Consider the following 22,982-nt stretch of genomic DNA (forward strand, 5'->3'; position numbering starts at 1 on the left):
GGCCTCCTACGGTTCGGACGCCCACAAGCGCAGAGTTTTCTTTGAAAACCGTAAAGACCGGCAAACCTCTTCTCGCAAGAGGCCGGCATCAGATCTTGTCGGCATCCCCGGTGACCACGCCGACGAAGGGCAGTTCGCGGAAGGCATAGGCGACGTCCATGCCGTAACCGACGACAAAGTAGTCGGGACATTCGAAACCGACGAAATCCGCTTCGAAGTCGATCTCGCGCTTGACCTTCTTGTCGAGGAGAACGGCGATCGAGACCGACTTCGCGCCCCGTTCCAGCATCAGGTCGCGTGCGAAGCGGAGCGTCCGCCCCGATTCAAGAATGTCGTCGATCAGCAGGACGTCGCGGCCACGGGGGTCGCTGTCGATATCCTTGATGATCCTCACCCCGCGCGAGACCGTGCCCGTGCCGTAGCTCGACAGGGTGATGAACTCGACTTCCGGCGCAAGGCCCGCATGATGCATGGCGCGGATGAGGTCGGCTGCGAAGATGAAGGAGCCCTTGAGCACGGAGATGACCAGCAGGTCATCGGTGCGGCCCTTGACGATGTCGGCCGCCATCTCCGTGTTGCGTGTGGCAATCACGTCCGGTGAAAACAGCGTCTCGATCATCTTTCCGCGAACGACGGGCATGGCAGTGGCTCCAGGCGACGGGACGCCGTCCGGCGCCCTTCAAGGCTTGGCGTTAGCACAGTCAGCGGGGCGAAGCACCCGTCGGGCCGAAGGAAATTTGCACGATCGGCGCCGAACCACCGGCATGTGGCAGCCGTGCGGAGAAGGCGCGGCTCTCGCCCGGTGCAAGCAGACGGTCGCCGGCAAGCTGCCCCTCGGCCGTCATCCGTCGCCCGGAGGCGGCGACATCGACGCGGATGGCCGGGACAGCGCGTGCGACGGACGTCGGGTTGACCACCGTGCCATAGACGGCGACGACCTTCAGGCCGGCGGCATCCTGCAATTCGGTGCGGACATCGCCGAAGCCGAGCGCCGGCGCTGCCTGGGGCTTGGTCGGGACGAGTGCGGTTGCCAGAGTAAAAGCAGCGACGCAAACCGCCATCGTCAGGCCGGCGAAACGGCGGGGGGAAATCCGTTGCAGGGTGCGCTCCGCCAGCGCGACGGGCCCGGCCCGACGCTCGCCAGCCTGTCTCGGCGTCGACGAAGGCGGCGTCGCACGCGGGGCGGGCGACCGCGAGAAGGGCACGACCTCGAAAACGGCATCGACGACATCGACCGGGCGCAACACCCGTGACGCAGGCCGCACCGGACGGGCTCGTTCCGGGGGGAGAAGATCGATCCTGCGCGAAGCGCCTGAAAAGCCGGTCATGCATCGTCCTTCCGAAAGGGGCTCGCACGGCGACGCGCGAAATCCTTTCCGAAAGGTAAAGCCGAAGGGTTAAGGAAGTGGTAACGCAACCGAGGACCGAAAGCTGCAGCCTGCGCGCGTCTGTCGGCCCTTAAAGCGACGTTTTTGCCTGCGAGGTTAAAGGGAAATTAACCACTGTTTAACCATGCTGGCCGGATCGCGCCCGCACTCGGCGGTAGAGCGTCCATCTCAGAGGCTGGAAGTTGATTCATTTCGAAAACGTCGGATTGCGTTACGGCATGGGACCGGAAATTCTCCGCGACCTGACCTTCGATATCCCGCGCAAGTCCTTCCAGTTCCTGACCGGCCCGTCCGGCGCGGGCAAGACGACGCTGCTGCGCCTTCTGTTCCTGTCGTTGCAGCCGACGCGCGGGTTGATTCGGATGTTTGATCGCAACATCGCCTCCATCCCGCGCGACGAACTGCCCATGCTGCGCCGGCGCGTCGGCATCGTCTTTCAGGATTTTCGCCTGCTCGACCACCTGACCACCTACGAAAACGTTGCCCTGCCGCTGCGCGTGCGCGGCAAGGACGAATCATCCTATCGCTCGGACGTGCTGGAACTGCTCGGCTGGGTCGGCCTCGGCGAACGGATCAACGTCCTGCCGCCGGTGCTCTCGGGCGGGGAAAAGCAGCGGGCCGCCATTGCCCGTGCCCTGATCGACCGGCCGGAGATCCTGCTTGCCGACGAGCCGACGGGCAATGTCGATCCGCCGATGGCCCGCCGTCTTCTCAATCTGTTTATGGAGCTCAACCGCCTCGGCACGGCCGTCGTCATCGCCACGCACGATCTCTCGCTGATGGACCAGGTGGAAGCGCGTCGCATGATCCTGTCCCAGGGGCGGCTCGACATCTATGACTGACGCCCGCAAGACATCGTCCCGCGCGGCACCCAGCCGCGGCAAAGGCGGCCCGGTTCACGCAGCACCGGAGACGGACGGGCGCAAGGCCCCCATGCGCGTCCGGCCGACCGCGCCCATCGTGCCTCCGGTCAACGTGTCCGGCAACGCGCTGATGCTGGTGATCGCCATCATGTCCTTTCTCGCCTGCCTGACGCTCGGCGCGGTCTCCATGGTGCGGGCCACGGCCGAGAGCTGGCAGAGCGAGATCTCGCGCGAGGTGACGATCCAGATCCGGCCCGAGGAAGGGCTCGACATGGAGAAGGCCCTGCGCGACGCGCGCGACATCGCCCTGACCTTCGACGGCACCGTCGACGGCAGCATCGTCGACCGCACCGCGACCGCGCGCCTGCTGGAGCCCTGGCTCGGAGAGGGGCTCGATATCGACGAACTGCCCGTGCCGCGCCTCGTGATCATCACCATCGATGAACGCAACCCGCCGGATTTCGCCGGCATGCGGGCGCGTCTGACCGGCGAGATCCCACAGGCGACGCTCGACGACCACCGGACCTGGGTGGACCGGCTGGTGGCGATGGCGCACACGACGGCGCTGATCGGAACCGGCGTTCTGACGCTCGTCTTCTCCGCCATGGTCCTGACCGTCATCTTCGCCACGCGCGGCACGCTGTCGGGCAATCGCCACATCGTCGAGGTGCTGCATTTCGTCGGCGCGGAGGCAAGCTTCGTCGCCTCCGAATTCCAGAAGCACTTCCTGAAGATCAGCTTCAAGGGCGCCGGCGCCGGCGGTCTCCTCGCCGCCCTCTCCTTCGCGGCGGCCGGCTGGTGGCAGTCGCACTCGCTCGCCACGCCGCAAAGCGACCAGGCGACGGCCCTCTTCGGTACCTTCACCATCGGCTACACCGGCTATCTCGGCATCGCCGCCATCATGCTCGTCATCGCCCTTTTGACGACGCTGACGGCGCGGTTCACGGTCATGCGCACGATCTATGAAATCGATCGCATCCGCTCCGACCCGGCCCGGGCCGATCTCATCCCGAACGCCTGACATGTCGAAGCGCACGCCCTTCCCTTCTTTGGTCACGCTTTCGCGGTCGCTGCCCGCGCGGGCCATCGTTAAGGCGCAAAGCAGGTTCACCGGTTTCGAGACATCGCAACATCCGTCGCACCGGGTCGCAGGCATCCGGCGCAACGGTGGAAGAACATCATGATGGCGGACGAGCCTTCCGACGCGGAGACATCCGGCGACACCGAGCGCAAAGCTTTTGCGCGGCGGACGCGTCGGCATGTCAGCTTCCGCCGACAGCTCGCGCGCCTGACCTTCTATGTCCTGCTGGTCGTGGCTGGCTGCGCCACGGCAAGCCTGCTCTACTTCGCCGATCAGGTCGCCTCGCTCCAGCCACCGACCAGCCCAAAGGCCGATGCCATCGTCGTCCTGACGGGCGGGTTCCAGCGCATCGACCAGGCCGTCGACCTGTTGAAGGCCGGGGCTGGACAGCGCCTTTTGATCTCCGGGGTCCACCCCACCACCACCAGCAGCCAGATCCGCCGCAACACCCAGAGTTCGGCCGATCTGTTCCGCTGCTGCGTCGATATCGGCTATGATGCGATCGACACGATCGGCAATGCCCATGAAACGGCAAACTGGATCCGCGACAACGGCTACAAGAGCATCCTCGTCGTCACCAACAATTACCACATGCCGCGCAGTCTTCTCGAGTTGCGCCGCGCCAATCCCGGCATCACCTTCGTACCCTACCCCGTGGTGAACTCCGACCTGAAAAGCACGAACTGGATCGCCAATCCCATGGTTCTGAAATCGATCCTGTCCGAATACGCCAAGCTGACGGTCGCATCGCTGCGGGATCTCCTCGGCACCCCGACGGATAGCGGACTGCGGACCGAGCGGGCCCAGACCGGGCAATAGCGCGGCCGGCAGGCACCCGCGAGATCGCGGTTTTCGTCGCGCCGGAATTCGTGTAGGCACCCGGACGGCATGCTCGATCCCGTCTGCCGCCCGCTTTTCGAAAGCCGCCCATGATTCGCCTCCGCTCGGTCCTGTTCAACGTCGCCTTCTATGCCAACCTCATTCTGCGCATGATTGTGCTGACGCCCGTCTATTTTCTGGTCTCGCGAAAGACGTCTTGGTTCGTGCCGAAGAACTGGGCCCGCAGCAATCACTGGCTGATGCGGGTGATCGTCGGAACGACCTTCGAAATCGAGGGGCTCGACAATATCCCGAAGGACGGCGTCTACATTCTTGCGCCCAAGCATCAGTCCTTCTGGGACGTCTATGCGCTGCTGCCCTGGCTGTCCGACCCGTTCTTCATCCTCAAGCGCGAATTGATGCGCATTCCGCTGTTCGGCTGGTATGTGGCCAAGCAGCGCATGGTCCCGGTCGATCGCAGTGCCCGCGGCCGGGCGATGGCGGCCGTCATGCAGCGCGCCAAGGCCGAGATCGCGACCGGTCGGCAACTGATCATCTACCCCGAGGGCACCCGCAGGGCGCCGGGCGCGCCGCCCGACTACAAATACGGGATCGCCCGCCTCTATCGCGACCTGCAGGTGCCCGTCGTGCCCGTCGCGATGCATCCCGGCCTGTTCTGGCCGCGCAGCACGACGCTGCGCTTCCCCGGCCATTTCAAGGTCCGCATTCTCCCCCCGATCGGCCCGGGCCTCGACAGCGACACCTTTCTCAAGACGTTGATTGCCGTCACGGAAACGGCAAGCGACGAGCTGCTGGTCGAAACCGTCCGGGCAAACCCGCATCTGCCTCTGCCGGAGAGCGCGCGCACGCGTTTGTCCGAACTCGGCGTCACCGTGCCCTGAGAGACCCGTCAGCGCTTGGCGAGCAGTGTCTGCACGCCGCGGCCGACCTCTTCCAGCCAGTGATCGCGAATGCCCATCGCGCGGAGATGATCGAGCGTGTTCATGACGTAATCGACATTTTCGCCGGATCGGCCGCGCGCCTGTGCGACGATCAGCGCTGCCTCGTCGGCCTGGAGGGCGCCCGCATATTGCAGATGTGCCCGGTCGATGACATAGGCGAGCGCCGTCACCGTCCGCCCGTCGGCCAGCCGCAGCGGCACCAGACGCTCCTTGTAGACATGGGTTACCAGCTCGCGCTCGCGCAGATAGGCAATGACCGCCTCCCTATCACCTCCGGCGATGCGGAACGCCATGCCGAGACACGATCCTCCGCGATCCAGGCCGAGAACGAGGCCTGGTCGTTCCGCCGTGCCGCGGTGAACCTGGGAGCGCACGCAGAGGGCGCGGCGATAGCCGAAAACACGCGCCCGGATCTGCTCGACGAAGGCAAAGCCGGGGTTCCACATCAGCGAGCCGTAGCCGAACACCCAGATGTCGTCCGAGATGCCACCCATGTCCGTCATCATCGCAAGATCCGTCACAAGAAAGGGAATCCCGTCACCGAAAGCCTGGCCCCGGCGGCCGGTTCCGCCCTCCTACTGCAAAATGCCCGAAAGCAAAACGATTGGCGACGTCCCGAGCGGGTTTTTCATCACGCCGACACCGCCGGACGATGGTCTCCCGGCGGGGAGCCGGGCCTTCTGCGCTATTTTCCCCAAAGCATTCCGGTTCGCGGTGGAATGCAGTAGAAGACCCCGACGACGCGAACGCGGCCGAAGGTGTCGCACATGACAAGCGCCGGTTGACGCACCGCCCTGCCTGCATCCAGACCGCCGACCGGAGACCCGCATGACTCAGACAGAACCGCCCGCCGCGAGCACACGGATCCGGCGTCTCGGCATCGGCATCGTCATCTTCCTGGCGGTCTACAGCGGCATCTGGTTCCTGGCTGCCCACCAGATCGAGACCCGGCTTGCGAGCGTTCTCACCAGCCGGTCCGGCAGCGCCAGCGCACAGTGCGATGGGCTGACCGTGCGAGGCTTCCCCTTCCGCATCGGGCTGTTCTGCGACGCCGTGAAGGTCGATGACACCAAGCTTGGCGCGTCCGGCGCCGCCGGCGCGCTCCGGTCGGCCGCGCAGGTCTACTGGCCCGGCCATGCCGTGATCGAGATGGATGGTCCGGCCGAACTGCGCTTTTCCCCGGGCATCACCACATCCATGGACTGGCAGACGCTGAAGGCCAGCATCCAGGCGACGCTGTCCGGCCTTAGCCGCACGTCGATCGTCTCCGATCGCCTGGCCGGAACCCTGGTGCCGACGCTCGGCGAGGACGCGCTCGCCTTTGCCACAAGCCATACCGAACTGCATCTGCGCCAGAACGAGAGCGATCTCGACGCGGCCCTTTCGATCACCGGGCTCGACCTGAAACCGCACAATGGCACCAGCCTGCTGCCGCTCATGAACGCGGCGATCGATCTGACCGTCAAGGATCGCGCCACCGTGCTCGACCGTGGCGGCCTGTCGCGCCATGCCCTGCGCAACAGTGCGGGAGACGTCCGCAACCTGACGATCGATCTCGGCAACGGCATGATCACGACCGCCAGCGGTCCGTTCACGGTGGATGATGAGGGCCTCATCTCCGGCGCCTTCAAGGTCACGATGCGGGATGTCGCGGCCTGGCGCACCGCGCTCGCTCAGGCCTTTCCCGACAGCGAGAACATGCTCGACAACGCGGCCAACATGCTGACGGCGCTTGCGGCGGGCGGCAACGACACGACGGTCACGCTCAACGTGCGTGACGGCACCGCCTTCCTGGCCTTCATCCCGATCGGCGTTCTTCCGCAGCTCTGATGCATGTCGCCCGAAAATGTGCAGCGGTTTCGGGAAACGACATGCATCAAGACAAAAACGCTTCAGGCCCGGTACGGGCGGTGACGCGCGCGGCGTGCCGGGAACGCGACCCCGCTTTCGCCACGTGGCCGCTAGGACTTGGCGTCCAGCGCATGGCGGCCGAAATCGACCATGTCGGTATCCTGGCCGGCCTGGATGATGGAACGGCGGATCGCCCGGGTGCGGGTGAAGAGGTCGAACAGCTTGTCGCCGTCGCCCCAGCGGATCGCCCGCTGCAGATAGGCAAGATCTTCCGAAAATCGCGACAGCATTTCAAGGATCGCATCCTTGTTGTGCAGGCAGACGTCGCGCCACATTGTCGGGTCCGAGGCGGCCAGACGCGTGAAGTCGCGAAAGCCGGAGGCCGAATACTTGATGACCTCGGACTCGGTGACCGTCTCGAGATCGTCTGCCGTGCCGACGATGTTGTAGGCGATGATATGCGGCAGGTGGGAGACGATGGCGAGCACCTTGTCGTGGTGTTCGGGGTCCATCTCCTCGACATCCGAGCCAAGCGCTTCCCAGAAGGCCCGTAGGCGCGCTTTGGCGGGCTCGTCCGTTCCGGGCGGTGGCGTCAGGATGCACCAGCGGCTCCGGAACAGACCGACGAAACCTGCGTCCGGGCCGGAATATTCCGTTCCCGCGATCGGATGGCCGGGAATGAAATGGATCGTGTCCGGCAGGTGCGGCGCCATCTGCGCGATGACGGAACTCTTGGTGGAGCCCACATCCGTCACGATCGCCCCGGCCTTCAGATGCGGCGCGATCGCCTGCGCGACGGCACCCGATGCCCCGACCGGGACGGAGACGATGACGAGATCGGCATCCTCCACTGCTTCGCCCGGCGACAGGACATAGCGCTCGCCGAGGCCAAGGGCTTCCGCCCGCGCCAATGTCTCGGGACTGCGCGTCGAGATCGTAACGGAGGTCGCGAGCCCCTTGTCGCGGATCTCCCGCGCGATGGAGGAACCGATGAGGCCGATGCCGATCAGCGCGACCTTGTCGAAAAGCTTTGCCATGTCGGTCTCAGTCTTTCCGAAGGAATTCCGAGAGCGCCGCAAGGACGCCTTCGTTGGCCTCCGGCGTGCCGATCGTCAGACGCAACGCATTCGGGAAACCGTAGCCGCGAACCGCGCGCAGGATGAAGCCGCGGCTGGTCAGGAACGCATCCGCATCCGCCGCCCGCTTGCCTTCGACCTCCGGAAAGTGGATGAGCACGAAATTGGCAACCGAGGGCGTGACCTCAAGACCCAGCGCCGTCAGCGCTTCTGTCACCCTGCCCACCCATTCGGCATTGAAATCGATGGCAGCGGCGGTGAACGCCGTGTCGCGCACGGCGGCGGCTCCGGCGGCGATCGCCGGCGCGTTGAGGTTGAATGGTCCGCGGCTGCGGTTCAGCGCATCGATGATGGCGGCCGGCGCGTAGATCCAGCCGATGCGCAGGGCCGCCAGACCGTAGATCTTGGAGAAGGTTCGCGTCATCACCACGTTCTGGTTGGACGACACCAGTTCGATGCCGGCCTCGTAGTCGTTGCGCCGGACATATTCCGCATAGGCGGCATCGAGCACCAGAAGCACGTGCTTCGGCAGGCCCGTCTGCAGGCGACGCACATCCTCGACGGGGACGAAGGTGCCGGTGGGATTGGCGGGATTGGCGAGGAAGACGAGCTTCGTCTTGTCGGTCACCGCGGCAAGGATCGCATCCACATCGACGCGGCAGTCCCGCTCCTTGACCGTCACCGGCGTGCCGCCGGCCGCCATGATCTGGATCTTGTAGACGAGAAAGCCGTGCTCGGTGATGATGGCCTCGTCGCCCGGCGCGAGATAGGTGTGGGCGAGCAACCCCAGCAGCTCGTCCGACCCGTTGCCGCACATCAGGTTTGCGGGATTGAGAGCATAGACATCGGCAATCGCATGGCGAAGCTCGAGCGCCTGCCCGTCCGGGTAGCGTTCCAGCTGTCCGGCGGCCTGGCGAAAGGCCTCGATCGACCTGGGGCTCGCGCCGAGCGGCGTTTCGTTGGAGGAAAGCTTGTAGACCTTGGCCACGCCCGGTGCGTGTTCCTTGCCCGGCACATAGGCGGCGATGTCGAGAATGCCGGGGCGCGGTGTCGGAGCGTTCGGAAGAGAGCTCATGGTCTGGCTTTCGCTGGTATCACGGATGGCTCTGCCATTACCGGTCCATCGCCGCCTTGTCGAGGGGCCGGAGGGCGAAGAGGTTCCGCGGCCGACCTCGGTTCACCGCGTCGGCGATTGGCCGTCGCGTGCCGTCGGGACGCCCTGCGGCGCCAGGACGGGCACGAACACGCGGCGGGATGCGCGCGCCGCGACCGGCAGCCCTTGATAGAGCCGTTTCTGCGCCTCCACGATGATGACGCCCGAGAACATGGGCCAGAGCGCCCGCCCGATCCTCTCGAACGCCCGTCCGAGCTTCAGCACGGTCTTGACCGTCGAGGGCGGAAAGAACAGTGCCTCGCAGGAGGCGCCCGGTGTGAAATTCGTTTCCCGCAGGAGCGCCGTCAGCTGTCCGCGGGAATAGGGCCGGCCGGAGCCGAACGGCGTATGGTCCATGCGCGCCCAGACGCCCTGCCGGTTGGGCACCACGATGACGAGGCGGCCGCCGGGCGCAAGCACCCGCCACAGCTCCTTCATCGTCTCGCGCGGATTTTCGGCGAACTCCAGCGCGTGGACCATGAGAATCCGGTCGATCGAGCTATCGGGAAGCGGCAGTTCCTCGTCGAAGACCAGAGCCGTGGACGACAGCTCGCCGACCGGCCAGTTCACGGCCCCCTGCCCCGCCGGCATGAAGGCGAAGGTGCGCTCCGTATCGGCCCGGAAACGCTCGAGATAGGGCAGGACGTAGCCGAGCCCCACGAGCCGCTCTTCCGGCAGGCGCGCCCAGATGGAGGCGAGCGCCATGGAGATCACCGGTTCGGTGAAGCGTCCGAGCCGCGAATGATAGAACTGGCGAAGATCGACGATATCGGCGTGCATCCGCAGAGGGTAGTGCGCAGCCCGCCGAAAGGAAACCGGGCGCCGCCGAAATTCGCGACCGCCGCCATCGCTGGACTTCGTCGGCGGCGCCTTTACATTCTGAGGACAACGCCTGTTCCAGGCCCAGCCCCAGCCTTCCGAGGACTTCACCATGCCAGCGCTCGACCTCGACCTGTTCCTCTGCCGCACCGACAATTTCGGCGTGCTCCTTCACGACCCCGAAACCGGCGAGACGGCCTCGATCGACGCACCGGAGGAGCAGCCGATCCTCGACGCGCTGGAGCGACGAGGGTGGACGCTGACGCACATCTTCACCACGCACCACCACAACGACCACGTGGAGGCGAACCTCGCCCTGAAGACGCGCTACGACGCGACGATCATCGGGCCGGATCGCGAGGCCTCGCGCATCCCCGGCATCGACATGACCATCGGCGACGGCGGCGATTTCACCTTTGCCGGCCACAAGGTCCATGTGATCGGCACGCCCGGCCACACCGCCGGCCATATCTGCTACCACCTGCCGGAAGATCGCCTTCTGTTTGCGGCCGACACGCTGTTCGCGCTCGGCTGCGGCCGCCTGTTCGAAGGCACCCCGGCCGACATGTGGGCTTCCCTCCAGAAGCTCATGGCGCTGCCGGACGATACGCAGGTCTATTTCGGCCACGAATATACCCTGTCGAACGCCCGTTTCGCCGTGACGGTCGATCCCGACAATGCCGAACTGAAGACGCGCGCCGCCGAGATCGAGGCCCTGCGCGAACGCGGCGGCTGGACCGCGCCGACGAGCCTCGGCGTGGAAAAACGCACCAATCCCTTCCTGCGCCCGAACGATCCCGGCATCCGCGCCCATCTGGAGATGGTCTCGGCCAGCGACGGCGAGGTCTTTGCCGAGATCCGCAAGCGCAAGGACCATTTCTGATGGCCGTTCAGGGCGCGGTGGATGCCCGTGCGATCGTCGCGGCGCTCGGCATGACACGGCATCCGGAGGGCGGCTGGTATGCCGAGACCTTTCGCGATGAAGCGGGCGGCACACGGGGCCATTCCACGGCGATCTACTACCTGCTCGAGGCCGGCGAACGGTCGCACTGGCATCGCGTGCGCGATGCCGCCGAAGTCTGGCATCATTACGCCGGCGCGGCCCTGACGCTTCGCCTGGCGGCACCGGACGCGCCTGCCTCGACCATCGTGCTCGGCACCGATCTGGAGGCGGGAGAACGTCCGCAGGGCATCGTTCCCGCGGGGATCTGGCAATCGGCCGAATCTCGCGGGGCCTGGACCCTCGTCGGCTGCACCGTCGCCCCCGGCTTCGACTTCAGTGTCTTCGAGATGGCGCCGCCCGGATGGGAGCCGCCGCAAGCGGCTCACACAGCCGACTGAACCCGGTCTGTCGACACGGGCTCGGCCTTGCGCGACGAGAAGATCACGTCGCGCGCCGCCAGCACCGCTCCGCCGGTCACGAGCAGGCAGGCGATGGCGATGCCCAGGGACGGCTCGGCAAAGCCGAACAGGATGAGGGTCAACGTCGAAAGCACCGGGGCCGAATAGCTGGCGACGCCGAGCAGCTGGATGTTGCCGTTCTTGACGCCATGATCCCAGGCGTAGAAGGCCGCGCCGACCGGCAGGAGCCCGAGCCCGGCAACGGCCAGCCATTGCGTCCCCGTATCCGGCCAGACCGTGGTCTCGAGCGCGAGATGGCAGAAGAACGACAGAATCGAAGTCGCAAGACAGAAGCCGGTGACGACATCCGTGGAGACCGCCTCGAACCGCCGGGTCAGCAGGGAATAGATCGCCCAGGTGAAGGCGCAGGCGAGGGCGGCGCCATATCCGAGCGTATAGGCGCTGTCGAAGGCGACGCCGTTGCGCGCGACGATCATCGCCGTGCCCGCGAGGCCGCAGAGCGCACCCGCCACATGATGCCACCGCAGCCGCTCGCCCGGCAGCAGCGCCGAACCGACGACGATCAGCAGCGGCCAGAGATAGGCGATCAGCCCGGCCTCGACGGCCGGGGCATTGCGAAGCGCCGTGAAATAGAGCGCGTGATAGCCAAACAGCCCGGCAATGCCGACGATCCACACCTTTGCGGGCTGGCGAAGCAGGGCGATGCGCTCCGGCCGAAGCGCCAGCACGGCAAGACCGGGAAGGCTGCCGATGGCAAAGCAGATCGCCGAAAGCTGGAAGGGCGGCATCGTGCCAGACGCTGCGGTGAACAGGGCCAGAAGCGCCCACATGAGGATTGCGGTGAAGCCGATCAATGTCGCCCTGGTCTGCATCTGCCCGCGCTCCTAGCCGCCCCTGCCCTGCCTGCGTCGGTCGCCCTCTCCCGCACGCCGGCACCGCATAACGCAATGCGATGCGGATGATGCCAGGCGGATCACCCCTTGAACCGCGTGGCCCAGACGGTCACAGGCCCGTATTTCGTCGGGATGCGGACGTAGACAGGTGCATATACCTGCACGGCGTCGGACTTTGCAAACCAGATCTCCATGCTGTCGAGCTTGCGCAGGTAATCGACGTCGGCACGCCCCTTGCGATAGCCCGATTTCGGCACGAACTGGACGCCGCAGACGATGACGTCGCCGCTGAAGCCGTCGGTCTTGAAGGGCTTCGTCCCCTTGGCGCTCAGCTTCAGATCCATGCGCGATTCGCCGTCGAACACGGGCAGCGTCTTGGGGCACACCTTGCTGCCGGCCGGGAAGATCAGGCCCGACAGCGGATCGACCACGCCCCGCATGTCTTCCTTGGTCACCGGCACCCAGTTCTTCGGCGGCTTCTTGCGCTGCGGGGTCAGGATCGCGGAGGTCACATTGCCCTTGTCGAAAGCAATATCGATCGCGCGCGCCTTCTTGCCCGTCTGATACCGGACCGAGTAGTCGCTGGCGACGAGCTTGTCGCTCTCGATCGTGCCGGACACTTCCGTGCGCCCGCTCGTGCTCGACAGGATGTCGGCGAGGCCGGCCGAATTCAGCGTCCCCGAGATCGTGTAGCGGCGATCTTCCATCTTCGTATGGAAGGACGCTCTGGCAATCGGCAGGCCGGCCAGCGAAATCGTGTAATCGGTGTCGTGCACGACATCCGCCGGACGCGCCGCATTCGAGGGAACCGTCACCAGGGACATTGCGGCGAGAGCCGCAAGACCGACACGCAGGACCATGCCGTCCACCTTTCCGAAAGAGATCGGGAGAAAGAAGGAGAGATAGGCAGCGTTTGCGGCATTTCTACGCCCGTGCTAACCGGCCTCCACTCGTCACCGTGGCCGCGACTTTTCCACCGCCGCACCCCGATCTTGCCCGCCTTGGCGGGAAAATCCAGTGTTTTGGCTTGACGCGCGCCGCGCTGCTGACTATAGAACCGCAACTTTCCAATCCTGACCGGTGGGAATGCTGCCTGGGCTTGTGGCCCGCGAACGCATTGAACGCAGGCGAAAAGAAATAGGTGATTCCATGTCCCGTAGTTGCGAATTGACCGGCAAGGGCGTCCAGTCGGGCAACAATGTGAGCCACGCGAACAACAAGACCAAGCGCCGGTTCCTGCCGAACCTCTGCCAGGTCACGCTGATCTCGGACTCGCTCAACCAGCGTTTCCGTCTGCGCGTTTCCGCTGCGGCTCTCCGCACGGTCGAGCATCGCGGCGGTCTCGACGCATTCCTGCTCAAGGCCAGCGAAACCGACCTGTCGATGCGCGCCCGTCTGCTGCGCCGCCAGATCGTCAAGAAGACCGCGGAAGCCGTCGCCGCCTGATCGGCCCGACCGAGCGTCATTCGGATATTGGCCTGCCTTCATCGGCGGGCCTTTTCCTTGCGCGCTTTCTGTTGGGAACCAACCCGTCATAGGATCTGCCGCCGTTCGGGCAGCCGGTCCCTTCCTCCAACTGGTGGCATCACCCAGGATAAAAAAATGCTGAACGCACGCCTGTTCGCCGTCTACGTCGCCTTGATGACCCTTGTGGTCGTCGCCTCGAATGTCCTCGTGCAGTTTCCCCTGCCCGGCTCCATTGCCGGCATGCAGCTGGGCGACCTTCTCACCTGGGGCGCCTTCACCTATCCCGCCGCCTTTCTCGTCACGGACCTCACGAACCGCCAGTTCGGTCCGCGGATCGCACGCCGTGTCGTGATCTGCGGTTTTGCGGTGGCCGTGGTGATCTCCATCGCGGTGGCCACGCCGCGCATCGCCGTCGCATCGGGCTCCGCCTTCCTGCTCGGGCAGCTTCTGGACATTTCCGTGTTCAATCGCCTGCGCCGTCAACGCTGGTGGCGCGCGCCGCTCGCTGGCTCGCTGTTCGGCTCGGCCCTCGACACGGCGATCTTCTTCTCCCTTGCCTTCGCCCCGATCTTTGCCTTCATCGGCCCGAATGACCCGTTCGCGCTGGAGATGTCCCCGATCTTCGGCGTCCTTGCGACCGATGCTCCCCGCTGGATCTCCTGGGCCCTCGGCGATCTCAGCGTGAAGATCCTCGTCGGCCTCGTCCTCCTTCTGCCTTACGGCGCCTTGATGACGGTGCTGAAGCCGATGCCGGGCGCGCCGGGCGCGCGCGTCTGAACGCTTGCCCTGCAGCCGCCGCTAGAAAGGCTGCCGCGCCGCGACCGTCTCCCCACTTGCCAACCAACACGCTCGCTCCTTGCGGGGCGAAGGGTAGAGAGGGTGGGCGCGGCATCGCCAACGCACATCCCCTACCCGTCACGGCAGAAGCTTGAACTCCAGCATCAGCGAGCGCTCGAGGATCGAGTGGTTGTCGTCGGACACGAGGATGAGGTGGATGTCGCCATTCGGTTGCGTCACCACATCAAGGCCTTCCATATTGTCGATCTGGTAGCCGAGATCGGCCGCCATCAGCACCTCGCCATCGACCACCGCGCCCGGGCGGATGTCGTCGGCCTTGATGCGGCGGATTTCCATGCCGAGCCCGGTGGCGAAGCTGAACCGACGTTCAAGCAGCAGAAGATCGCCGTTCGGCAGGAAGGCCCCGTCCGTCACGGCGAAGGGATCCTTCTGCACCACCCCGAACACGCCCTTGCGAGGACCTTCGAGCACGGCCGCCAGAAGATGGTCATCCTTGTCGAACGAGAGCTCGGCCACGATGACGGGCGCGCCGGCAAGCGGGCTCGCCTTTGGCGACACCGCGACCATCTCGAGGCTTCTGTTGTTCTTCAACCGTCCCTTGGGAATGAGGATCGGCAGGGTTCGGAGCGGACGGGAGTGCGCAAAGCCGGGGTCGGGATAGATATCCACCCGCGCGTCGCCTTCGAAGCTGACAAGCACCTGGCCGTCACGCAGCGCCAGCCCTTCGGAATCCATGCGCGCTTTCGCACTTTCCGCACGGCCGCGACGATCCGTCATCGAGGTGACGGTAACGTCGGCAAGCCCTGAAAGCCGACCGCCGGCATCCCGCTCGATGCGACCTTCGAGCCAGTGTGCAGTATCGAGGACGCCCACGAAGTGCTCGCCATCCGGGCGAAATCGGATCGAGGAAAAGGCGCCAAAGAGGGCATTGTCGGAGGTGAGATCGAGACCGCCGACGAACTGCAGCTTTCCGAAGATGGTCTGATCGGAGCCGAACCGGAAGGTTTCGATCGTCTTGGCAAAGATCGTCATCGCCGCCGTTTCGGCTCGCTCAGGTTCGAGCTTCCGGTCGGCAGCCTGCACGGGCGGGAGCACGATCCCGCCCCCCGCGAGAGCAAGGACGCAAAGGCCCACCGCAAGCAGGAGACGGCGGCAGGCCGTCGTCAGCGTCCCCTCAGCCGGCACGTCGGGCTGCGCGTCTGCCGCGTCCGTTCTCGTCGTCGAACAGGGAGGCAAGCTGCTCCGTCATCGCACCGGCGAGTTCGTCGGCATCCACGATGGTCACGGCGCGGCGGTAGTAGCGCGTGACGTCGTGGCCGATGCCGATGGCCAGAAGCTCGACCGGCGATCGGCTTTCGATCTGCTCGATCACGGCGCGCAGATGCCGCTCGAGATAATTGCCCGGATTGACCGACAGCGTCGAATCATCGACCGGCGCGCCGTCCGAAATCATCATCAGGATCCGCCGCTGCTCGGGCCGCGCGAGGAGACGGTTATGCGCCCAGATCAGCGCTTCCCCGTCGATGTTCTCTTTGAGCAGGCCTTCGCGCATCATCAGGCCGAGATTGCGCCGCGCTCGCCGCCAGGGCGCATCGGCCGATTTGTAGATGATGTGGCGCAGGTCGTTCAGACGGCCGGGCGCCTGCGGCTTGCCGCTTGCCAGCCATGTCTCGCGGGCCTGGCCACCCTTCCAGGCCTTCGTCGTGAACCCGAGGATCTCGACCTTGACGCCACATCGCTCGAGCGTGCGGGCCAGGATATCGGCGCAGGTCGCGGCAACCGTGATCGGCCGGCCGCGCATGGAACCGGAGTTGTCGATCAGCAACGTCACCACGGTGTCGCGGAAATTCGTATCCTTCTCCCGCTTGAAGGAGAGCGGCTGCATGGGATCGATGATGAGGCGGGTGAGACGCGCCGGGTCGAGATAGCCTTCCTCGAGGTCGAACTCCCAGGAGCGGTTCTGCTGCGCCATCAGGCGACGCTGCAGCCGGTTGGCCAGCCGGCCGACGGCTCCCTGCAGGTGGGAGAGCTGCTTGTCGAGAAAGGCGCGCAGGCGGTCGAGTTCCGCCTCGTCGCAGAGCTCTTCCGACGTGATGGTCTCGTCGAACGCTTCGGTGAAGACGGCATAGTCCACCTTCTCGTTGAAGTCGTCGAACGGGCTGTTCGGCCGCTTGACCTCGCCGGGCGTCTCGCTGTCCTCGTCGCCGTCATCCGACATTTCCTCGTCGGAAATCTCGGCGCCGTCCATCTCGCCGTCTTCCATCTGCTCTTCGGCAGATTCGTTCTCCTCGGACGGTGCGGCATCCGAGCCGGCATCTTCTTCGGAGGTCGACTCGTCCTGCTCCTGGCTGCGTGGCTGGTCCTCGTCGGTCTGCGTTTCCTGGTCGTCCGGCTCCGCGTCCTCGTCGGTGTATTTCTCCGCCACGTCCATGGAGGCGAGCATGTTGCGCACGACGCGGGCAAAGGCCTGCTGGTCGTTGACGGCGCCCGAGAGGTTTTCCATCTCGTGGCCGGCCTTTTCCTCGATGAAGGCACGCCAGAGATCGAGCACCTTGCCGGCCGATTCCGGCGGCTTGCGCCCGGTCAGCCGCTCGCGCACGATCAGCGCCACGGCCTCCTCGATCGGCGCATCCGCCTGCCGTTCGATGGCGCCGAAATTGGCGCGGGCGTACTTTTCGTCCAGCATGGAGGTGATGTTGTCGGCCACGCCATCCATGCGGATGGAGCCGATGGCCTCGCAGCGCGCCTGCTCCACGGCATCGAAGATGACGCGGGCATCCGCGCCCTGGGGCGACATGGTCGCGTGGATCCGGTCGTCGTGGCATGCCTTGCGCAGCGCCATGCTGTCGCCGATGCCGCGCGTCACCGACAGTTCCTGCCGCGTCGGGCGGCGGGAAATGTCCGGCAACCGCATGCGATCGCCGGTCAGGCCAGGCCGCTCATTGGCAAACACGACCTCGATCTCGGATTCGCCCGCGATCGAGCGGATGCAGCCGGTCAGCGCGCGGCGGAACGGTTCGACATCCACCTGCGTGCCGGGTTTCGGTCTCGTATTGTCGCCGCGCCCTGCCATGCGATCAGGCCGTCGCTTCGAGAACGATGTTGGCAGCGCTTTCCTTCAGCTCCACGCCGAACGCGCGCTGGTAGTGCTCCGCCACGAGGGCCCGCTCCAGCTCGTCGCATTTGTTGAGGAAGGTCACGCGGAAGGCAAAGGCGATATCGCCGAAGATATGCGCATTCTCCGCCCAGGTGATGACGGTCCGCGGGCTCATGACGGTCGAGAGGTCGCCATTGATGAAGGCGGCGCGGGTGAGATCGGCAACACGCACCATCTTGGACACCGTGTCGCGACCGCGCTTCTCGGTAAAGCCCTTCACCTTGGCGGCGACGATGTCGACCTCGTTGTCGTGCGGCAGATAGTTGAGCGTGGTCACGATCGACCAGCGGTCCATCTGCGCCTGGTTGATCTGCTGCGTGCCGTGATAGAGGCCGGTCGTGTCGCCGAGGCCGACCGTGTTCGCTGTGGCGAACAGGCGGAAGGCGGGGTGCGGCCTGATGACGCGGCTCTGGTCGAGCAGGGTCAGGCGGCCGGACGATTCGAGCACGCGCTGGATCACGAACATGACATCGGGACGGCCCGCGTCATACTCGTCGAAGACCAGCGCGACATTGTGCTGGTAGGCCCAGGGCAGGATGCCGTCCTTGAATTCGGTGATCTGCATGCCGTCCTTGACGACGATCGCATCCTTGCCGACGAGGTCGATACGGCTGACATGGCTGTCGAGATTGACGCGCACGCAGGGCCAGTTCAGCCGTGCGGCGACCTGTTCGATATGCGTCGACTTGCCTGTGCCGTGATAGCCCGAGACCATGACGCGACGGTTGTGCGCAAAGCCGGCAAGGATCGCGAGCGTGGTTTCGCGGTCGAAGAGATAGTCGGGATCGCTGTCGGGCACGTAGGCATCGGCCTTGGAGTAGGCCGGCACGCGCAGGTCGCTGTCGATGCCGAAGACCTCGCGGACGGATACGGTCGTATCGGGAAGATTGGAAATATCGAGGTCTACCTTGCTCATCATGTCTCCGGCGGCCGCGCTTTGCGTCAGGCCTCATATCGCATTGCAGTGTGACGGGGTTCTTCCTAGCAGAAGCCTGCCTGTTTTAACAATTGGTAGGCCTGAACGACCTCACGAAAACGGTCCTCCGAGCCCCGATCTCCGCCATTGGCATCGGGATGATGCTTTTTCACGAGATCCTTGTAGGCGGTCTTGATGTCGGTGGCGGTTGCCGTCGCCGGCAGACCGAGCGTGTCGAACGCCTTGGTTTCCAGTGTCTTCGGCTTGCGCTGACGCGGCTCGGGCTGCGGCCGACGGGCCCGCGCCTCGTGCAGGAAGCCGAACGGATCGCTCATCCGCGCCTTGGCGCCCGCCGAACCGGACCGCGTCTGGCCCTGCTCCGGCGCGCTCTTCGCACTGCGGTTGACGCCGAGCGTCCAGGTTGGACGGTGGCCGGTCAGCGCTTCCTTCTGGTAGCGCGCGATCTCGTTGTCCGAGAGCCCGGAAAAGTAGTTGTAACCCTTGTTGTATTCCTTCACGTGCTCGAAGCAGAACATGAAATACTGGTTCTCGGCATTGCGTCCGACCGGGGCGCGATGCCCGCCATTTTCCTCGCAGCCGTCCCACTGGCACGTCGGAGCCACGGGCTCCGGTTTCCGGGTGGTCCCGCGTCGCTTCGTCCGGATGGTATCGAAGTATTTTGAGTCGAGTTTCATGGCACACATTATGGTGTGACGGAGAGGTCACAACAAGAATTGACAAATGCGAATGTTGCAGGCTTTTTGGGGCTGATTTGCCGGGAGCGCGGAGACCTGTTCAGCAGGGCCCGCATGCAGGTCCGACCAGGGATCTGAGCACCCGGCGACCCTTCCGCCGCATGCCGAGAAACGGGGCCACGCCATGTCGCTAGAGCAGCGTATCACATCCAGGCTCACCGAGGCTTTCGCACCCTCCCGGCTGGCCGTCATCAACGAGAGCCACCTGCATGCAGGCCATCATGCCGACTTCAACGGCACCGGCGAGACGCACATGCGCGTGCGCATCGTGGCCGAGGCCTTTACCGGCATGTCGCGCATCGCCCGTCACCGCGCCATCAACGATCTCCTGAAGCCCGAACTCGACGCCGGCCTGCACGCGCTTGCCGTCGAGCCGGCAGCGCCGGGCGAGCAGACGCGCTGGTAGGCATTTACCCGGACGCCTGCGCCTTCGGCGGATCCTCCGCGGGGCGGATGCGCAGCTTGGTGATCCGGTTCTTGACCCGCTTCATGACGATGAAGCGCTTGCCGTAGAAGGTGAAGGCCTGCCGCTCGTCCGGGATCGTGCGGGATTCGTGGATGACGAGGCCGGCGATCGTCGTCGCCTCGCCGTCGGGCAGCGACCAGTCGAGCGCCCGGTTGAGGTCGCGGATGGGCACGCCGCCATCCACCACGATCGAGCCGTCCGCCTGCTGGTGGACGCCGCGGATGTCGAGATCGTGCTCGTCGGCGATATCCCCGACGATCTCCTCCAGAATGTCTTCCAGCGTCACCAGCCCGCGCACCTCGCCATATTCGTCGACGACGATGGCGAAATGGCTCTTGCGGCGCAGGAACGCGCTGAGCTGGCTTGCAAGGTTGGTCGCATCCGGCACGTACCACGGCTTCTGCGAGATCCTGACGATATCGACCGTCTCCGGCCGGACGCCGGGCTCGGCGAGCGCCCGCAGCAGATCCTTGGCGTGGAGGACGCCGATGATGTTGTCGGCCGAGCCGCGCCAGACCGGCATGCGCGTGAAGGGGCTTTCCAGCACGGCCTTCACGTTGACCTCGGACGGATCATCGGCATTCAGCGCCCGCATCGCCATGCGGTGCACCATGATGTCGGACACTTCGAGTTCGTCGAGATCGAGCACGCCGCTGACGCGGTCGCGATCGGCCTTGACGACAGCGCCTTCCCGGTGGAGGAAATCCACCGCCCCGCGCAGTTCCTCATGCGCCGTCAGCAGGGGCGCCTCGTGCGACAGGTTGAAGCCGAAGGCCTGCATGATGGCCCGCACGGTCGCGTTCACCAGGCTCGACAGCGGCCCGACGAGGGCGACGACCACGCGCACGGGCCCCGCGACACCGACGGCGAAGCGCTCCGGCGCGGCATTCGCCCAGCTGCGCGGCAGCACGTCGGCCAGCACCACAAGCAGGATGGTCATGGCGATCGTCGCATAGGCGACGCCCGGTGCGCCGAAAAGCGAGAGGAACAGGCCGGTGGCCACCGCGGTTGCCAGAACACGCACGAGATTGCTGGCAAACAGCAGCGCGCCGATGGCCCGGTCGCGCCGCTCGACGAGCCGGTCGACCACGCCGGCACGCGCCTCGCCCTGGACATCGAGCGTGTGAAGGCGCGTGCGCGACACCGCGGTCAGGGCCGTTTCCGAACCGGACAGGAAGGCGGCCAGCACGATCATCAGCAGGATGGCCAGAACGGCCGGCCCATGCGCGACCAGAAGAGCGGTCAGCGCCTCCATGGTCATGCCGCGCGATCGGGGTGGTTTTCGGCAAGGAACGACAGGACGGCCGAGGCCGGCACGTCGTCGGCGACGAAGGCCTCGCCGAGGCCGCGCGTCAGGATGAAGGTCAGCTTGCCGCCCTTCACCTTCTTGTCCTGGGCGATGGCATCCATCAGCACCTCCGCCGGCGGCAGCCCGCCGGGAATTTCGTGCATGCGGGTCGGTAGGCCGACCGTGCGCAGATGCGCCTCCACCCGCGCCGCCACGTCGGGGCTCGCGAGATTCATGCGGGCGGAGAAGGCATGCGCCAGCACCATGCCGATCGCCACGCCCTCGCCATGCACGAGGCGGGCGCCGTCATAGGCGGTGGCGGCTTCCAGCGCGTGTCCGAAGGTATGGCCGAGATTGAGGAGCGCCCGGCGGCCGGTCTCACGCTCGTCCGCCACCACGACGTCGGCCTTTGCCTGGCAGCTGAGCGCGATGGCCTCGATGCGCGCCGCGCCGCCGGCAAACACCGCCTGCCAGTTGGCCTCCAGCCAGGCAAAGAAGTCCGGCTTGTCGATCAGGCCGTATTTGGCGACTTCGGCATAGCCGGCCCGGAACTCGCGCTTGGACAGCGTGTCGAGCACGTCCGTATCGGCCAGCACGAGATCCGGCTGGTGGAAGACGCCGATGAGATTCTTGCCGTGCGGCGAATTGATGCCGGTCTTGCCGCCGACGGAACTGTCCACCTGGGCCAGAAGCGAGGTCGGGATCTGGATGAAACGCGACCCGCGCCGCGCAATGCCGGCGGCAAAGCCTGTTAGATCGCCGATGACGCCGCCGCCGAGCGCGATCACGGCGTCGTTGCGTTCGATGCGCGCTCCGAGGATCGTTTCGCACACGGGAATGAGGTGCTCGAAGCTCTTGGTCTTCTCGCCGGCCGGAAGAATGGCGGACACGGCCTCGATCCCTGCCGCAGCCAGACTGTCCATCAGCGGCTGCAGGTAGTGGCGCGCGACGTTCTCGTCCGTCACCACGGCCATCCGCCGGCCGGTCAGCCGCGCGGCGATCTGAGCGGCGGCCGAGCCGATGAGGCCCGGACCGATGAGGATGTCGTAGGCGCGATCGCCGAGCGGAACATGGATCTTGCGCACGGCCGGGGTCTCGCTCATCGCTTGCTCGCTCTCATTGTCGTTCCTGGTCATGCCTGCCCGTCGGCTCCCGGCTTGGAATTGGCCTATTTTCGGGCCGGAAGCGCGGCGATGGCTTCCAGAACCTCTTCCACGATGCGCTCCTTCTTGACGTCGCGCGACAGGACGCTGACATCGGCCTCGGCATAGATCGGGTAGCGCTCGATCATCAGCTTCTCAAGCGTGCCCTTCGGGTTCTCGGTCCGCAGCAGCGGCCGCGTATCGCGCTTGTTGACCCGTTCCCACAGGACGTCGAGGTCGGCATTCAGCCACACCGACACGCCGCTTTTCTGGATCTGACGGCGCGTCTGCGGGTTGATGTAGGCACCGCCGCCAGTGGAGACGATGCGGGCGCCCGACTGCAGGAGCCGCTTGATCACCCGCGTTTCCAGCGCGCGAAACTCGGTTTCGCCGTAGGCCGCGAACAGTTCGGCCACCGTCATGCGCGACACGCGCTCGATCTCGTGATCGGAATCGACGAAGGGCAAGGACAGCGCCTGCGCCGTCAGCCGGCCGATCGCGGACTTGCCGGCCCCCATCAGTCCCACGAAGACGAGGTTGCGCCGGCCGAGCACAGCTCTCGCCCGCTTGACCAGCGCTTCCGAAACCGGCTCGACCACGTCGCTCATCACCGCAAGACTTTCCCCATTTCCCCTGTTCTATCGACAAAACAACGGGGAGCGTCAAGTCGCGGCTGGGTGCGCAATAGCTTTCCATCAACGCCGGCTTCTCCTGTCCACGATCCCG

Annotated in this window: 25 protein-coding genes; 10 read left to right on the plus strand and 15 right to left on the minus strand. The window is 65.6% G+C overall.

The annotated features are described in order from the left end of the window. Window positions 1-88 precede the first annotated feature (88 nt). Both hpt and ASG25_RS14000 read right to left on the minus strand, forming a co-directional pair. A complete protein-coding gene (gene hpt / locus ASG25_RS13995; RefSeq protein ID WP_062474844.1) occupies window positions 89-640 on the minus strand; it encodes a hypoxanthine phosphoribosyltransferase in 552 nt (183 codons plus the stop codon). A 61-nt stretch (window positions 641-701) separates the two neighbouring features. Continuing rightward, window positions 702-1,328: a hypothetical protein gene (locus ASG25_RS14000; RefSeq protein WP_062474847.1), complete on the minus strand. Its 627-nt coding sequence runs from the start codon at window positions 1,326-1,328 to the stop codon at window positions 702-704. 242 nt (window positions 1,329-1,570) lie between these two features. Here ASG25_RS14000 and ftsE point away from each other — a divergent pair, with 242 nt between their 5' ends. The 4 genes from ftsE to ASG25_RS14020 all read left to right on the plus strand — a co-directional run bounded on the left by ftsE (window position 1,571) and on the right by ASG25_RS14020 (window position 5,053). Then, window positions 1,571-2,230 carry a cell division ATP-binding protein FtsE gene (gene ftsE / locus ASG25_RS14005; protein WP_062595674.1) on the plus strand — a complete coding sequence of 220 codons (660 nt, stop codon included), beginning with the start codon at window positions 1,571-1,573 and terminating at the stop codon, window positions 2,228-2,230. Window positions 2,231-2,321: 91 nt separating this feature from the next. Beyond that, window positions 2,322-3,272 carry an ABC transporter permease gene (locus ASG25_RS14010; protein WP_062475737.1) on the plus strand — a complete coding sequence of 317 codons (951 nt, stop codon included), beginning with the start codon at window positions 2,322-2,324 and terminating at the stop codon, window positions 3,270-3,272. A 159-nt stretch (window positions 3,273-3,431) separates the two neighbouring features. Next, window positions 3,432-4,151 carry a YdcF family protein gene (locus ASG25_RS14015; protein WP_082480191.1) on the plus strand — a complete coding sequence of 240 codons (720 nt, stop codon included), beginning with the start codon at window positions 3,432-3,434 and terminating at the stop codon, window positions 4,149-4,151. 110 nt (window positions 4,152-4,261) lie between these two features. Then, window positions 4,262-5,053 (plus strand): 1-acyl-sn-glycerol-3-phosphate acyltransferase, encoded by a 792-nt coding sequence (locus tag ASG25_RS14020; RefSeq protein WP_062474852.1) that lies wholly within the window; start codon window positions 4,262-4,264, stop codon window positions 5,051-5,053. An 8-nt stretch (window positions 5,054-5,061) separates the two neighbouring features. Here ASG25_RS14020 and ASG25_RS14025 read toward each other — a convergent pair whose 3' ends face one another. Continuing rightward, window positions 5,062-5,619: a gamma-glutamylcyclotransferase gene (locus ASG25_RS14025; protein ID WP_062474855.1), complete on the minus strand. Its 558-nt coding sequence runs from the start codon at window positions 5,617-5,619 to the stop codon at window positions 5,062-5,064. 322 nt (window positions 5,620-5,941) lie between these two features. Here ASG25_RS14025 and ASG25_RS14030 point away from each other — a divergent pair, with 322 nt between their 5' ends. Then, window positions 5,942-6,943, plus strand: coding sequence for a DUF2125 domain-containing protein (locus tag ASG25_RS14030; RefSeq protein ID WP_062474858.1), 1,002 nt, complete (start codon window positions 5,942-5,944; stop codon window positions 6,941-6,943). Between the two features lie 131 nt (window positions 6,944-7,074). On the opposite strand, the gene ASG25_RS14035 is transcribed toward ASG25_RS14030, so the two are convergent. The 3 genes from ASG25_RS14035 to ASG25_RS14045 all read right to left on the minus strand — a co-directional run bounded on the left by ASG25_RS14035 (window position 7,075) and on the right by ASG25_RS14045 (window position 9,973). After that, window positions 7,075-8,001: a prephenate/arogenate dehydrogenase family protein gene (locus ASG25_RS14035; protein WP_062474862.1), complete on the minus strand. Its 927-nt coding sequence runs from the start codon at window positions 7,999-8,001 to the stop codon at window positions 7,075-7,077. Between the two features lie 7 nt (window positions 8,002-8,008). Continuing rightward, window positions 8,009-9,115, minus strand: a complete 1,107-nt coding sequence (gene hisC / locus ASG25_RS14040; protein WP_062474865.1) for a histidinol-phosphate transaminase — start codon at window positions 9,113-9,115, stop codon at window positions 8,009-8,011. Window positions 9,116-9,217: 102 nt separating this feature from the next. After that, window positions 9,218-9,973, minus strand: a complete 756-nt coding sequence (locus tag ASG25_RS14045; RefSeq protein WP_062475742.1) for a class I SAM-dependent methyltransferase — start codon at window positions 9,971-9,973, stop codon at window positions 9,218-9,220. 151 nt (window positions 9,974-10,124) lie between these two features. Here ASG25_RS14045 and gloB point away from each other — a divergent pair, with 151 nt between their 5' ends. Together gloB and ASG25_RS14055 are read left to right on the plus strand one after the other, a co-directional pair. Beyond that, window positions 10,125-10,895 (plus strand): hydroxyacylglutathione hydrolase, encoded by a 771-nt coding sequence (gloB, locus tag ASG25_RS14050; RefSeq protein WP_062474868.1) that lies wholly within the window; start codon window positions 10,125-10,127, stop codon window positions 10,893-10,895. Then, window positions 10,895-11,353: a cupin domain-containing protein gene (locus ASG25_RS14055; protein WP_062474871.1), complete on the plus strand. Its 459-nt coding sequence runs from the start codon at window positions 10,895-10,897 to the stop codon at window positions 11,351-11,353. Before gloB ends, ASG25_RS14055 begins: the two co-directional genes overlap by 1 nt. Here ASG25_RS14055 and ASG25_RS14060 read toward each other — a convergent pair. Further along, window positions 11,338-12,246: an EamA family transporter gene (locus tag ASG25_RS14060; protein WP_062474874.1), complete on the minus strand. Its 909-nt coding sequence runs from the start codon at window positions 12,244-12,246 to the stop codon at window positions 11,338-11,340. The two genes, ASG25_RS14055 and ASG25_RS14060, sit on opposite strands and share 16 nt — an antisense overlap. Window positions 12,247-12,347: 101 nt before the next feature. After that, the gene (locus tag ASG25_RS14065; RefSeq protein WP_244475212.1) at window positions 12,348-13,091 is read right to left on the minus strand and encodes a DUF3108 domain-containing protein; all 744 of its coding nucleotides are present in this window, start codon (window positions 13,089-13,091) and stop codon (window positions 12,348-12,350) included. A 325-nt stretch (window positions 13,092-13,416) separates the two neighbouring features. On the opposite strand from ASG25_RS14065, the gene rpmB reads away from it, so the two are divergent. Together rpmB and ASG25_RS14075 are read left to right on the plus strand one after the other, a co-directional pair. Further along, window positions 13,417-13,713 carry a 50S ribosomal protein L28 gene (gene rpmB, locus ASG25_RS14070; RefSeq protein WP_062474881.1) on the plus strand — a complete coding sequence of 99 codons (297 nt, stop codon included), beginning with the start codon at window positions 13,417-13,419 and terminating at the stop codon, window positions 13,711-13,713. 156 nt (window positions 13,714-13,869) lie between these two features. Next, window positions 13,870-14,511 carry a VUT family protein gene (locus ASG25_RS14075; protein ID WP_062474884.1) on the plus strand — a complete coding sequence of 214 codons (642 nt, stop codon included), beginning with the start codon at window positions 13,870-13,872 and terminating at the stop codon, window positions 14,509-14,511. 138 nt (window positions 14,512-14,649) lie between these two features. On the opposite strand, the gene ASG25_RS14080 is transcribed toward ASG25_RS14075, so the two are convergent. From ASG25_RS14080 to ASG25_RS14095, 4 genes are all read right to left on the minus strand, one after another. Beyond that, the gene (locus tag ASG25_RS14080; RefSeq protein WP_244479422.1) at window positions 14,650-15,615 is read right to left on the minus strand and encodes an esterase-like activity of phytase family protein; all 966 of its coding nucleotides are present in this window, start codon (window positions 15,613-15,615) and stop codon (window positions 14,650-14,652) included. A gap of 91 nt (window positions 15,616-15,706) precedes the next feature. Further along, a complete protein-coding gene (gene cobT / locus ASG25_RS14085; RefSeq protein ID WP_062474888.1) occupies window positions 15,707-17,605 on the minus strand; it encodes a cobaltochelatase subunit CobT in 1,899 nt (632 codons plus the stop codon). A 4-nt stretch (window positions 17,606-17,609) separates the two neighbouring features. After that, complete coding sequence (cobS, locus tag ASG25_RS14090; RefSeq protein WP_062474891.1) at window positions 17,610-18,605, minus strand: cobaltochelatase subunit CobS; 996 nt, start codon at window positions 18,603-18,605, stop codon at window positions 17,610-17,612. Between the two features lie 65 nt (window positions 18,606-18,670). Then, on the minus strand, window positions 18,671-19,309 hold the full coding sequence (locus tag ASG25_RS14095; RefSeq protein ID WP_062474893.1) for a J domain-containing protein: 639 nt from the start codon (window positions 19,307-19,309) through the stop codon (window positions 18,671-18,673). A 175-nt stretch (window positions 19,310-19,484) separates the two neighbouring features. Here ASG25_RS14095 and ASG25_RS14100 point away from each other — a divergent pair, with 175 nt between their 5' ends. After that, complete coding sequence (locus ASG25_RS14100; RefSeq protein ID WP_062474895.1) at window positions 19,485-19,766, plus strand: BolA family protein; 282 nt, start codon at window positions 19,485-19,487, stop codon at window positions 19,764-19,766. A 4-nt stretch (window positions 19,767-19,770) separates the two neighbouring features. On the opposite strand, the gene ASG25_RS14105 is transcribed toward ASG25_RS14100, so the two are convergent. The 3 genes from ASG25_RS14105 to ASG25_RS14115 all read right to left on the minus strand — a co-directional run bounded on the left by ASG25_RS14105 (window position 19,771) and on the right by ASG25_RS14115 (window position 22,864). After that, window positions 19,771-21,087: an HlyC/CorC family transporter gene (locus ASG25_RS14105; protein ID WP_062474898.1), complete on the minus strand. Its 1,317-nt coding sequence runs from the start codon at window positions 21,085-21,087 to the stop codon at window positions 19,771-19,773. Then, window positions 21,084-22,217, minus strand: coding sequence for a 3-dehydroquinate synthase (aroB, locus tag ASG25_RS14110; protein ID WP_062474903.1), 1,134 nt, complete (start codon window positions 22,215-22,217; stop codon window positions 21,084-21,086). The genes ASG25_RS14105 and aroB overlap by 4 nt, the downstream gene beginning before the upstream one ends. 65 nt (window positions 22,218-22,282) lie before the next feature. Continuing rightward, complete coding sequence (locus tag ASG25_RS14115) at window positions 22,283-22,864, minus strand: shikimate kinase (protein WP_062474906.1); 582 nt, start codon at window positions 22,862-22,864, stop codon at window positions 22,283-22,285. Window positions 22,865-22,982: the final 118 nt, after the last annotated feature.

This window comes from Rhizobium sp. Leaf384 (genome assembly GCF_001424065.1).
Classification (GTDB): domain Bacteria; phylum Pseudomonadota; class Alphaproteobacteria; order Rhizobiales; family Rhizobiaceae; genus Ferranicluibacter.